This is a genomic window from Asaia sp. W19 (assembly GCF_003994335.1).
GTDB lineage: Bacteria > Pseudomonadota > Alphaproteobacteria > Acetobacterales > Acetobacteraceae > Asaia.
This window is the reverse complement of the sequence record NZ_PNQZ01000013.1, coordinates 346,887-359,636: the sequence shown is the minus strand read 5'-3', so window position 1 is coordinate 359,636 and position 12,750 is coordinate 346,887. Positions and strand designations below refer to the sequence as shown.

Here is a 12,750-nt window from a genome sequence, read left to right as displayed (position 1 = left end):
ACCCTTTTATTACATATGATTTAGATTTGGCAACATGACCAAGGCAGGATAACGCCTCACAGCCCTGTGATACAGAAAACCGGAAGGACGCTGTGTCTTTCCGGTCACTGTTTATTACAGCGCAGGCCGATTACTTGGCGGCTTCAAGAGCTGCGATGATGGCTTTCTTGGCTTCTTCCGGGCCTTCCCAGCCCGAGACTTTCACCCACTTGTTGGGTTCAAGGTCCTTATAGCGTTCGAAGAAGTGTCCGATGGCCTTCAGCGTGATTTCCGGCAGATCATTGATGGTCTTTACATCAGTGTACTGTGTATGGATCTTGTCATGCGGCACGCAGATGATCTTTTCATCCTGTCCGCTTTCGTCTTCCATCTTCAACATGCCGATCGGACGCGCGCGGATGACCGCACCGGGAACGATCGGGCCGGGAGCCAGCACGAGAGCATCAGCCGGATCACCGTCTGCGGCCAGCGTGTTGGGGATGAAGCCGTAGGCTGCCGGGTAGTTCATCGGGGTGAACAGGAAGCGGTCGACGAAAACTGCGCCGCTCTCTTTATCGACCTCATACTTGACCGAAGAGCCCTGCGGGATCTCAATGACAACATTGATGTCGTCGGGAACAGACTTGCCGGGGGAGATTTTGGTGACGTCCATCACTTCATTTCCTGGAAGGGTTGCATTTATGGTGCGATCCTAGCCGTTTGACAGGACGCTGCACAGACGCGGTAACGTTATGTACCGGACATATTGTTAACATCACCACTTTTTTCCGTTTTGATGTGTTCTATACGCGTCATCATGCCGCGTTTCTCATCGGTCCACATGACCAAGATCGCGCTCCGGGGCGATGACATCACGCAAGCGTTGCTTGATGTCCTTCGGGCCAGGGAAGCCCCCATCGCGTTTGCGTTCCCAGATGAGCACGTCACCCGCCGTGATACTGAAATGCCCTCCCGTATCCGGCACCAGCGCGACCTCACCGAGATCGGTGCCGAAACTCGAGAGTAATTCCTGTGCAATCCAGGCGGAGCGCAGCATCCAGTTGCATTGCGTGCAGTAGCGGATCGCAACGCGTGGTTTGGGATCGCGATCGGGAGGGGAGGGCTGTGTCGACATGGGGCGTATTCCCGCTGCAGCAGGCTGTGAAGGATAATCGGGTCGCCTGTCCCAGGCGACCCGACACAGGATTTCCCTAACATTGCAAATTTGGGGCGAATACGGATTTCTTTGCCGCGCCGTCTTGCAAAACGGCGGGAATTGCGCGATTTCGAGCCTAACCTGTGCGCCTGTAGCTCAATTGGTTAGAGCAGGCCGCTCATAACGGCTTGGTTGCGGGTTCGAGTCCTGCCGGGCGCAGGGGTTTTCGCTCCAGAACGGAGCGCACTCGAGCCGCGTTCTCGTCTTTTCCGACCGACCATTTCATCAGGAGATCCGTCATGGCCGCCTATCAGTATGTCTATGTCATGAAGGACCTGACGAAGGCCTATCCCGGGGGGCGCGAAGTCTTCAAGGGCATCACCCTATCCTTCCTTCCCGGCGTCAAGATTGGTGTGCTCGGTGTGAACGGTGCCGGTAAATCGACGCTGCTCAAGATCATGGCGGGCATTGAAAAGGAATATGGCGGTGAGGCCTGGGGCGCGGAAGGCGCACGCATCGGTTATCTGGAGCAGGAGCCCAAGCTCGACGAGTCCCTGACCGTTGGCGAGAACGTAGCGCTCGGTTTCGGTGACCTGAAGCACGCAGTGGATCGCTTCAACGAGATCTCGATGGCGTTCGCCGAGCCGATGACCGATGACGAGATGACCGCCCTTCTGGCCGAACAGGCCGAATTGCAGGAAAAGATCGACGCTGGCGACGGCTGGGAGCTCGATCGCAAGCTCGAGATTGCGCTTGAGGCCCTGCGCTGCCCGCCTGCCGACAGCCCTGTCACCATGCTTTCCGGTGGTGAGCGTCGTCGCGTGGCGCTGTGCCGCCTGCTGCTCGAAAAGCCCGATCTGCTGCTGCTTGACGAACCGACCAACCATCTCGATGCCGAGAGTGTGGCCTGGCTCGAAAAGACCCTGCGCGATTATCAGGGCACCGTCATGGTCATCACCCATGACCGCTACTTCCTCGACAACGTCACGAACTGGATTCTCGAAATCGAGCGTGGCCGTGGCTATCCGTTCGAAGGCAATTACTCCTCCTGGCTGACCCAGAAGCGCAAGCGCCTCGCCCAGGAAGAGAAGGAAGAAAGCTCGCGCCAGCGCGCTCTTGCCGCCGAGCAGGAGTGGATCAGCGCCTCACCCAAGGCCCGTCAGGCCAAGAGCAAGGCCCGTATCACCAAATACGAGGAAATGCTGGCCGCCAGTCAGGAGCGTGCCGGTGGCACGGCCGATATCGTCATCACCCCTGGCCCCCGTCTGGGCGGCACTGTGATCGAGGCCGAAAACCTCTCCAAGGGTTTTGGCGATCGTCTGCTCATCGACGGTCTGAATTTCAAGCTGCCGCCGGGTGGCATCGTGGGTGTGATCGGGCCGAACGGTGCGGGTAAATCCACGCTGTTCAAGATGATTACGGGCCAGGATCAGCCGGATGGCGGTGCGCTCAAGATCGGTGACACGGTCAAGCTCGGCTATGTCGATCAGTCACGCGACTCGCTCGATGACAGCAAGACGGTGTGGGAAGAAATCTCGGGCGGCACGGATGTCATCCAGTTGGGCAAGCGCACGGTGCCGTCACGCGCCTATGTCGGGGCCTTTAACTTCAAGGGCGCCGATCAGCAGAAGCGCGTCGGTGTGCTCTCGGGTGGTGAACGTAACCGCGTGCATCTGGCCAAGATGCTCAAGAAGGACAGCAATGTCATTCTGCTCGACGAACCGACAAACGATCTCGATGTCGACACGCTGCGTGCGCTCGAAGATGCTCTGGCCGAGTTCGCCGGTTGCGCCGTGGTCATCTCGCATGATCGCTGGTTCCTCGACCGTCTGGCCACGCATATCCTCGCCTTCGAGGGTGATAGCCATGTCGAATGGTTCGAGGGTAACTTCCAGGACTATGAAGAAGACAAGCGTCGCCGCCTTGGCCCGGATTCGACCGAGCCGAGCCGCATCAAGTACCGCCCCATCGCACGCTAAGGGATGAGGATGTCGGAGTGGCGTTTCTCTGACATCTCTCCTGTCGGTGTCGGAAAGGGGTCAGTGCCATGACCCTTGGGCGCCAGATACGGACCCAACGGCTCGTGCTGCAGCCGGTCTCCTGGCACGACATGCAGGACATGATTCGCCTCAAGACCAATGGCGCTTCATTCGGGCGCATGCTGGGCGGGGTTCGCTCGCTCAGGCAGGTCGAGGACGAAATGGCCGATGACCTCGCTTTCTGGGCAAAGCGTGGCATCGGTATTTTCACCATTCGCGAGAATGATCGCTTCGTAGGAATTACGGGGCTGCATGAGCGTCCGGATGGGCGCGGTCTCGGGCTGCGTTTCGCACTTGTGCCGGAAGCGGCGGGGCGCGGTATTGCGCGTGAAGCCGCTGCCGCTGCCATGCGTTTCGCTCTCGATGCCGGGGTGAAACGCATCGTCGGCGTGACCCGCGAGGACAATATGGCTTCGCGCATCGTGCTGGGCAGTATCGGTATGCATCATGTCGAAAGCTTCGAACGCGACGGTTATCTGATGCTTGTTTATGAGATCAGGCAGGACATCCCGGATTCCACCACTCGGATATGACCCGTTACGAGGGCTGCTCGGTCCGGACGATGTTCCCCTTTGCGCGTTGCGCAGCACTCCTTCAGCCACTGATAACGCTTTCCAATCCGCTGCCGGTCCTTCGGCGCAGTTATGCATAAGCGTGATACGCAGGTGCAGCTATCCTGTCTTGATCCGGTTAGACCCGAGCCTAGCGTGAGGCGTAGGGCATGGGTGCGCGCGCAGGATGAAGGGGGAAGGTTGGCGATCTGCTCGCGCTTCGACTCCCTGCGCGATGGCACAAGCTTTGTATCGCGGGCCGGTAAGCAGCATCGCATCATGGGATGCCTTGAATGGGCAGGAAATTGGCGAGGCACGGGAAGCCTCTATTCCGGCGAGACGCGCACGATTGAAGGTGCCGTAAGCAAGGCGAACCAACCCCCATAGTCCATGAGGCGCAGGATCTGTCGACGGCTCCGACAGTTATCCCTGACCGCCAATGGATCGAGCGCCAAGAGCCCTCGGGCACCCTTATGCGGTTAAGGGGGAGGGGGCAGATGCATGATCATCCGGCACGGGGAGTAGGATCTGGGTCGTGACACGCAGAATCTTCCGGGATTGCCTCGAGGGCATCCACATAGTCGTACTGACACGTCAAGTTCGCGATTCAGGGGCGTTCAAACCTTCTCCCGCGGGGTGCGCGACCCGGCGGAAGAAGGCGTTACCGTCAGTGACGGTGGGAGAGCTGACGCTCCAGAGCGCTGATCAGCGTGGCGACATTGCCGCCATTGCGCGCGAGGTAGGAGCTATAGTCCTGTCGCTGGGTCAGGCGCAGGCTTGTGCCTTCACCGATCATGTCGACAATCTTCATGCCGCCATCATGGGCAATCAGCAGGCCCATATCGGCGACGGGCTGGCCCGGACGCATGATCTGCGCGCTGACCAGTTCGCCGTTGGGCGTATTGGATGTGCCGGTGACCTTGAAGCTGACGCCACGATAATCGCCGATCTTGTCGGTCACCGCATTGACCAGAACCTGATGGAACAGCTTGAGATACTGTGCCTGCTGTTCAGGCGTCGCGGTGCGCCAGTAGCGCCCCAGGCAGAATTTGCCGATGGTGGCGATATCAACGTTATCCTGCAGCAGCGGCAGCACTTCGGCGCGCTTCTCGGACAGGGATTTGTCGCTGTTGATGATCCCGACCAGCTTGCCGCCGAAAGAGGTGACAAAGCCCTGGGCATCTTCCGCATGAGCAGGGCTGGACAGGGCCGCTACCGAAACGAGTGCCGTGGTCAGGACACCCAGAGCCGTGCGGCGGGAAAAGGAGAGGCAGGTCTTGAGCATGTCGGGAGGTCCTTAATTGTACCAGTCCGGCACGGTCGCCCGGTGGTCGTTGCGCATGGTCTCGACCTGGCTGGCACGGTTCTGCTGCCAGGCGCTACGGATGAAGGCGTAGGGATCGAGCGAATCCTGTTCGACCTGATCGATCTCGTCAATATGGCTCGAAAAGCCCCCCAGAACGCCAGCGATATTATACGCCCAGTTGAAGGTCAGGAGACCGTAGCCACGAGGCACATAGTTGATCGGGGACAGGCCCTGAGCAATGGCGTAACCGCCTGCGTCGCGCAGGGTGTTCGGGCCAAGGCCGGGGAGGAAGAGATACGGACCGCTCGGAACGCCCCAGGTGGCCAGCGTCAGCCCGGGATCGCTGTCATGGTGCGGATAACCGAGCGAGGTTGCGACATCGATGAAACCGGCGGCACCCAGCGTCATGTTGATGACGTAACGCATGAAATCGTCACCGGCGCGACGCGGCTTGCCTGCACCGACATCGCTGAAGAAGACGGTGGGCATGTACCAGGTCTGGTTCAGGTTATCGATCGAGTTGCGGATCGGCTTGGGCACTGCCCAGGCCCAAGCCTTGCCCACCGGGCGCAGGGCATGATGATAGGCCCACATCTGGATGCCGTACATCTTGCGATTGACCGGCTCGTAAGGGTCGTTGGCTTCCTTGTAATCCGCCAGGGCTTCCGGATCTTTCGGGGGCGGGTTACGCCAGCTCGCGCAGGCGCTCAGGGAAAGAAGGGCTGTCAGCCCGACAAGAAGACGGCCGCCCTTGCGCTTCTCCTGCCGTGTCGTTCGGCTCTCGACGGCAGATCCGGCGTCTTGCCGGTTATCGGAATCACCTAGCGGTGCGGTCATCGCAATCCCCAAGTCGTGTCAGCGCGCTCGGTCGCGCCAGAAACTGCGCACCTGCCCACGATCGTTTTGTACGAAGCTGGCATCCAGCCCCGGTCTCGTTACTTTATCGCGTCACCCGAAAGCGCAGCATGACACCAACCACCCGAGGGGAGAAGAGGCGCGTGCTGTCCCTTAAGAGACGCAGCATCGTGGTTTTCTAGCACGATGTCTGCCAGACGCCAGACCGTAGATGCCAACTCATGCTGTCTCTCTAGCGTTTGAAGAGGCCCGCGGTTGGCGAAGAGAGGCTTTATATACTTTGACACAGAGCATTTCTCCGATCAGTGTGGCCCCGAATCAACAGATGGAAGCACCTCGTCCATGAGAGCATTAGTTAAGAGCGCCGTATGTGTGGCGGCGCTTGCCGGGTTAATGGACGGTGCGGCGCAGGCAGCGCCCGCTGTGACGGTACAATCCTGGGGCCAGACCCCTGCAGGTCAGGAGGTGAAGATCGTCACCCTGACCAACGATCATGGCATGACCGTCCGGGTCATCACCTACGGCGGAATCATCCAGTCTGTCGAGGCGCCGGATCGTTCCGGTCATGTGCAGGATCTCGTTCTCGGCTTCGGCACGCTCGACGGTTATACCAAGGACTCCGCACAGGGCGGCCTGTTCTTCGGCGCGATGATCGGCCGTTACGCCAATCGTCTGGCGCATGGCACGTTCACCATCGATGGCAAGAGCTACCATACCGATCTGACCGATCCGCCGAACGCGCTCCATGGAGGCAAGGTGGGTTTTGATAAGCATGTCTGGACGTTGGTCGATACAAAGAAGAATGCCAAGGGTGCGTCGGTTACACTGCGTCTCGTCAGTCCCAGTGGCGATCAGGGCTTTCCCGGCACACTGACCACTAATGTGACCTACACGCTTGATGAGAACAACGCGCTCAGCCTGCATTACCAGGCGACCACCGACGCGCCGACCGTCCTGAACCTGACCAATCATTCCTATTGGAACCTGAATGGCGAAGGCTCGGGCTCGATCGAGAATGAAGTGCTGCAGGTGAATGCCGCGCGCTATACCCCGACTGACGGCACCTCGATTCCGACGGGCGAACTTGCTCCAGTCGAGAATACGCCGCTCGATTTCCGCAAGCCCATGCGCATCGGCGACCGCCTGCGCAGCGATTTCCCGCAGATGCTCATCGCCCGTGGCTATGACCATAACTGGGTGGTGGATGGCGCTTATGGCAAGGCACCCCGCCCGGCTGCGGTGATCTTCGACCCGGCTTCGGGGCGTACGCTTGAGGTATCGACCAACCAGCCCGGTCTGCAGGTCTACACCTCGAACTCACTGACCGGGAAATACGCGGGCATTTCGCATCGCGCCTATCGTCAGACTGACGCTGTCGCGCTCGAGGCCGAGCATTATCCGGACAGCCCCAACCACCCCGCGTTCCCGACTACGGAACTCCGCCCGGGTCAGTACTTCGACTATACGACAATCTTCAAGCTCGGGACACGCTGAGCCGGTCTTATGCCTGTGCCCCGTTTTCGGGGCACAGATCACGCATCATGGCGGTGGTGAGGGTGACCGAACGCCCCATCGCCCCCCCATCTTTTCCCGTCATGACCTCCCAGAACGCGCCGCGTCACGAACACGCCGCGATCCGCTGCCAGATGCAGCACGGTCAATGTGGCGCCATGCCGTCCCGATCCTGGATCTGAGGCCAGAGCGACGCGATGCTTTACCTCCAGTTCGAGAGGGCGTTCGAGTTCGAGCGCTACTCTGTGGCTGCGCCAGGTCATCGCCAGTTCGGTTTCGCCATGGGCGCGGCCATAGCTGAGGGACATGGCATCTTTCAACGCGATCTGATGAGCGGCGCTGCCGAGCATGAACATTCCGGCCACGGCGGCGGCTGCGTGACCGATGCGGCAGAACTGGGCGTGGGTCAGAAGGGGCAGAACCAGACGGGTTACCTGAAGCGCGACGATGGCCGAGGCCCCGACAACCAGCCCGGCCACGAGCACGGAATGATCGAACAGGCCAAAACGCGCATAGAGCACCAGCTTGATTGCGTGAAGCAGCACCTCATTGGCGGCGCGCGTGGCGATGATGGCTTCTTTCTGCAGGCCGAGCTTCTGGTAGAACCGGTTGAACAGGAGGCCCGTTGCGCCGGTGAATCCCGAGATGAAGCCGGCTGCAAAACCGATGACGGGCAGCCTGCGCCAGCAGGCGGGATCGGTCTTGATCGTTGCCTGCGGGCGCAGGAGAAGTACGACATTGCCGCTCAGAAACAGTCCCAGAAGCAGTTCGAGATAGACTGGTGGCATGAGGCGCAGGCAGTACACCCCCAAAGCGGCGGCTGGCAGCGCTGCGGGCAGGAACAGAAGCACCACGCGCCACATGATGGCGCGCCGGAATGTCGCGATTCTGCCTGTCGTACTGATCATCGTGCCGATGGAGAGGGCCGCCGGGATGCGCGACGCCGTCAGCATCAACCCCAGCACGGGCATGATGACGAGCCCGGCCCCACCGCCCGCTACGGAGGAGATGGTGAAGGCGGCACAGGACAGGATGAAAAGGAGCAGGACGAGCAGCATCGCAGGGCTTTCCGTTTCCGTGGTCCCCTATGTCTCGCGGCATCGGGAGTTTCGGTCCGGGAGGTTAGCTGAGAATTATTCGCAGCTATCTGACAAATCATGTCTGCCTGCGGCGGGGGAGGGTGCGAGGTGCTGTGCTGATGGCAGAGCGCAAGCTCAAAGCTTGCGATCGCGCTTGATCCTGTCCCAGGCCGCATTGATGCGCGCCACGCGATCGGCGGCTTTGGCCATGGCGTCGGGGGTCAGGTTTTTCTGGCTTAGCACATCGGGATGATGTTCGCGTATCAGCACGCGCCAGCGGGTGCGCACTTCCTGATCCGTAGCCGAGCGCGTGAGTCCGAGTTCGATATAGGCGTCGTTCTCGTTGCTTGCCGAGCCTGAGCGCCCACTCTCCGCCCTGTCCCACGCGCCGGGAGGCAGGCCGAATGCTGCATGCACCTTTTGCAGGAATGTGGTCTCCGCCGGATGGAGCGGCGCGCCCGGAGGAAGATCGGCACGGGCAATGACAAACAGCGCCATCAGGAGTTGCTCGAGTGGCGCGCGATCCTTGGCAAAGCCCTTACCGAGCTCGCGGGCATACATCTCGTAGTCATCGGTCCGGTCGCGTGCCCGATCGAACAGCATGCCGACCTCACGCATGTTATCGGCCGGGAACTGGAAAAGAGAGCGAAAGGTAGAGATCTCGGCCTTGTTCACGGGACCATCGATCTTGGCCATCTTCGCGCAGAGTGCGACGAGACCGATAGCGTAGAGTTGGTCGGTCTTGCCCAGCAGGGTGGACATCTTGGCAGCGGCCATGAAGGCAGCGCCATTGGGGTCAGGTGCGCCCCTGGTACGCCAGTGCTCGTGCCAGCCGCCTGCAGGCGTCTCGAGCAGCGCCCCCCGGTCGGCCGCATGCCCCAGAGCTGCCCCCATGAGCGCGCCCATCGGCCCACCTACCGCGAAGCCGGCCACACCGCCGAACATTTTACCCCAGAACGCCATGACCTACCGGTAGCATGAGGGCAGGGCGGAGTTCAAACGCTGGCCGGACGATCCGCAGCACTGCCCGCTGCGGTATCCCTCTCCTCATTGGCTGCCCGACCGGGTGCGAGACGCGGCAGGCAGTTACCCAGCGCGCTGATCAGCGCTGGCAGGTCATAGGGTTTGGGAAGGATCGTCACGGAAGGATCGCCCTGCACCGCGTGGCTGTCCCCAGTGGCGAACACAATCCCGATATCGGGACGCAGGGATCTGGCCTGCTCGGCCAGTTCCTTGCCCGATTTGCCGGGGAGATTCACGTCGGACAGCAGCACATCGACAGGCATGGTCTGCAGGACGATCAGGGCCTCGTCATAATCGGCGGCCTCAACGGTCAGATACCCTGAGTCCCTGAGCATCTCGGTCGTCGTCTGACGAATAAGCCGGTCATCCTCGACGAACAGCACCGTGACACAGAGGGCCTGTGACGGCGCGCGCGCCTCCTGCGTCGCCTCCGGTGGCATCGCGTTACCCGTTGACGTCTGAATGCCACGTGTCTCGGCAGCACTGCGCTGGGCGCGATTGCCGAGCACGTGGCGGAACTTCCGGGCGAGGGCGTCGCGCGTGTAGGGTTTGGAAAGCAGTTCGACCCCGGCATCCAGACGTCCGCCATGGACGATGGAGTTCTCGGTATAGCCAGAAGTGAACAGCACCCCGATATCGGGCAGGCGTTCCTTGGCACGACGCGCCAGTTCCGGGCTCTTGAGCGTACCGGGCATGACGACATCAGTGAACAGGATGTCGATGGGCATGCCGCTCTCGATCACCACGAGCGCATTGGCCGCATCGGTCGCTTTCAACACGCGATAGCCGAGGTCCGACAGCATTTCGACTACCGTCGCGCGTACCTCGTCATCGTCTTCGACCACGAGCACGGTTTCGGTCCCGCCGGTGACCGGCCCCATATGGTGCTCAATCTCGACATCCTCAGCATCCATGGCGCGCGGCAGATAGAGCTTGATCGTCGTGCCTTCGCCGGGCTCGGAGTAGATATTGATGTGACCGCCCGATTGCTTGACGAAGCCATAGACCATGGACAGACCAAGCCCCGAGCCCTTGCCCTCGGCCTTGGTGGAAAAGAAGGGCTCGAACACCTTCGCCAGGATCTCGGGCGTCATGCCCGAACCCGTATCACTGACAGCGAGCAGCACGTACTGACCGGCCTTCACGTCGTCATGCTGGCGTACATAGGCATCATCGAGATGGGTATTGCCCAGTTCTATGGTGAGCTTGCCCTGACCCTCCATGGCATCACGTGCGTTGATGGCGAGGTTGAGCAGCGCGTTCTCGATCTGAGCGGGGTCGATGAACGTATTCCACAATCCGGCAGACACCACAGTCTCGATCTCGATCCCCTCGCCGATGGCGCGGCGCAGCATGTCATCCATGCCGCGCACGAAGCGCGTCACATTGACGATCTTGGGCTCCAGCGCCTGCCGCCGCCCGAAAGCGAGCAACTGGCTGGCCAGGCGCGATCCGCGCTGCACCCCGCCCATGGCGCTGGCAATATGGCGCTCGGCACGTGCGTTACCGGCTACATCGCGCCCAAGTAACTGCAGATTGCCGCTGATGACCTGCAGCAGATTGTTGAAATCATGGGCCACGCCCCCGGTGAGCTTGCCGATCGATTCCATCTTCTGGGCCTGCGCCAGACGGGCCTCGGCCTGGCGGCGCTCCGCAATTTCCTCGATTACCCGGTTTTCGAGCGTCTCGTTGAATTTGCGCAGTTGTTCCTCGGCCCTCTGGCGATGCCTTACCTGACGGGCAAGATCTTCCGCGTGCTCGCGCAAGGCAGCCTCGGCTGCGCGCTGATGGGTGATGTCGGTATGAACGCCCACCCATTCGGTAATGATGCCACGCGAGTCGAGAATGGGCAGGGCGCGTATGGCGAAGTTCCGCCACTGACCGTCGCAACTGCGCACACGATGCTCATGGACGAACATGGTGCGTGCCGAGACCGAGGCGTTCCAGGCCATTACCGTCGCGGCAGAATCATCGGGATGCACGGCATTGGCCCAGCCAAATCCCTGATACTCCTCATAGGTCTGACCCGTCAGGGCTGCCCATCCCGGCTGTTCTCCCGTCATGCGGCCATCAGCGCTGTTGGTCCAGAGTACGCCGTGGACGGCCTGCATGGCGGTACGAAAGCGCCGGTCGCTGGCGGCTACCTCGACGATTCGTCTCGTGCGCTCCTCGATATCGATGCCCAGAATATGCACGCCGGGTATCGAGCCATCCTCGGCCAGATGCGGCACATAGCGGAATTCCGTGTGGCGGCAGGTGCCGTCCTGTTGCGGCAGTCGTGTTTCGGCCACCACATGATCGCCGGACAAGGCGCGCTCCAGATCCGGGCGGCGGTCCTGATAGACGCGCTCGCCCAGAACCTCGGTGACTGGCCGGTTGACGATGCGATCGAGCGGCAGGCCGAGCCAGGTTTCATAATGCGCATTGGCAAAACGATAGACGTGTTGCCGGTCGACATAGGCGACAAGCATGGGCGTCGCATCGGTCACGCGCCGCAATTCGGCCTCGCTCGAGGCAAGACGCTTCTCGGCAAGAGCACGTTCAGTGTTGTTGACGATGGTGCAAAGCACCCCCCCGGCGGTTTCGCTCGTTTCGTAGACGGGGGTGAAATAGAAATCGAGGATCAGCGTCTCGATCTGATCCTTCCGGTTCAGTCCGATCTTCCGATTGAGAAAACTGTCGGCCTCCCCGCGCAACCCCGCTTCGAGAAAAGGTCTTGCCCAGTCATCGAGTTCAGGGAAAGCCCGTGCGAACGAGCTTCCGAGTGCACAGGGGTGGCGGTCCCCTGCGATGATACTAAAGGCGTCGTTATAGAACAGGATCTGTTCCGGCCCCCAGAGAAGCATCTTGGCCACGGGAGAGTTGACGATATTGGTAATCGTCGCTCTCAGCGGGTCGGACCATGTGCGCGTCGGGCCGACGTCATGCTGTGTCCAGTCAAGTCCGCGTATGAGCGCACCGCATTGGCCGCCAGCAGGCGGAAAAGCGATCCCCTCCTTCTTCGCCGCGTTGGCCATTTTCTCACGCAGCAGGGTGAGCCCGGCTTCGATCATGGCGCGCTCGTTTGCAAAGCTGCCACGCGTGATCTCGGCCTCAATGAAGGCTTCGAGGCTGTCAGAAGAAGTGGCAGCGCCAGATGGGCAAGACGTCATGGATCGATGAAGCCCCAGCGTCACAAAGGTGAGCATGATGATGTTGTCGTTAAATATCGACAACAATCGTCATTGGCTAGGGGTTCGCTCACGATCGG

At 60.8% G+C, this 12,750-nt stretch carries 10 protein-coding genes and 1 tRNA gene; 4 read left to right on the top strand and 7 right to left on the bottom strand.

Annotated elements, in window-relative coordinates; all coding sequences use genetic code 11:
- Positions 1-130 precede the first annotated feature (130 nt).
- Positions 131-652, bottom strand: coding sequence for an inorganic diphosphatase (gene ppa, locus C0V97_RS03275; protein ID WP_127100618.1), 522 nt, complete (start codon positions 650-652; stop codon positions 131-133).
- A 156-nt stretch (positions 653-808) separates the two neighbouring features.
- Complete coding sequence (locus C0V97_RS03270) at positions 809-1,114, bottom strand: SelT/SelW/SelH family protein (RefSeq protein WP_127100616.1); 306 nt, start codon at positions 1,112-1,114, stop codon at positions 809-811.
- Between the two features lie 166 nt (positions 1,115-1,280).
- On the opposite strand from C0V97_RS03270, the gene C0V97_RS03265 reads away from it, so the two are divergent.
- From C0V97_RS03265 to C0V97_RS03255, 3 genes are all read left to right on the top strand, one after another.
- Positions 1,281-1,354, top strand: a tRNA-Ile gene (locus tag C0V97_RS03265).
- 80 nt (positions 1,355-1,434) lie between these two features.
- A complete protein-coding gene (ettA, locus tag C0V97_RS03260; protein WP_127100614.1) occupies positions 1,435-3,114 on the top strand; it encodes an energy-dependent translational throttle protein EttA in 1,680 nt (559 codons plus the stop codon).
- A gap of 68 nt (positions 3,115-3,182) precedes the next feature.
- The gene (locus C0V97_RS03255; protein WP_127100612.1) at positions 3,183-3,707 is read left to right on the top strand and encodes a GNAT family N-acetyltransferase; all 525 of its coding nucleotides are present in this window, start codon (positions 3,183-3,185) and stop codon (positions 3,705-3,707) included.
- Between the two features lie 685 nt (positions 3,708-4,392).
- Here the strand turns inward: C0V97_RS03255 and C0V97_RS03250 are convergent.
- Entirely contained in the window at positions 4,393-5,010 is a 618-nt protein-coding gene (locus tag C0V97_RS03250; RefSeq protein ID WP_127100610.1) for a phospholipid-binding protein MlaC, read from the bottom strand.
- A 12-nt stretch (positions 5,011-5,022) separates the two neighbouring features.
- Complete coding sequence (locus C0V97_RS03245) at positions 5,023-5,868, bottom strand: VacJ family lipoprotein (protein WP_127100608.1); 846 nt, start codon at positions 5,866-5,868, stop codon at positions 5,023-5,025.
- Positions 5,869-6,228: 360 nt separating this feature from the next.
- Between C0V97_RS03245 and C0V97_RS03240 the strand changes: the two genes are divergently transcribed.
- Entirely contained in the window at positions 6,229-7,380 is a 1,152-nt protein-coding gene (locus C0V97_RS03240) for an aldose epimerase family protein (RefSeq protein ID WP_127100606.1), read from the top strand.
- Positions 7,381-7,418: 38 nt separating this feature from the next.
- On the opposite strand, the gene C0V97_RS03235 is transcribed toward C0V97_RS03240, so the two are convergent.
- From C0V97_RS03235 to C0V97_RS03225, 3 genes are all read right to left on the bottom strand, one after another.
- A complete protein-coding gene (locus C0V97_RS03235) occupies positions 7,419-8,456 on the bottom strand; it encodes a sulfite exporter TauE/SafE family protein (protein ID WP_127100604.1) in 1,038 nt (345 codons plus the stop codon).
- A gap of 156 nt (positions 8,457-8,612) precedes the next feature.
- Entirely contained in the window at positions 8,613-9,440 is an 828-nt protein-coding gene (locus C0V97_RS03230; protein WP_127100602.1) for a TerB family tellurite resistance protein, read from the bottom strand.
- Positions 9,441-9,472: 32 nt separating this feature from the next.
- Positions 9,473-12,688, bottom strand: coding sequence for a response regulator (locus C0V97_RS03225; RefSeq protein ID WP_199751590.1), 3,216 nt, complete (start codon positions 12,686-12,688; stop codon positions 9,473-9,475).
- Positions 12,689-12,750 lie beyond the last annotated feature (62 nt).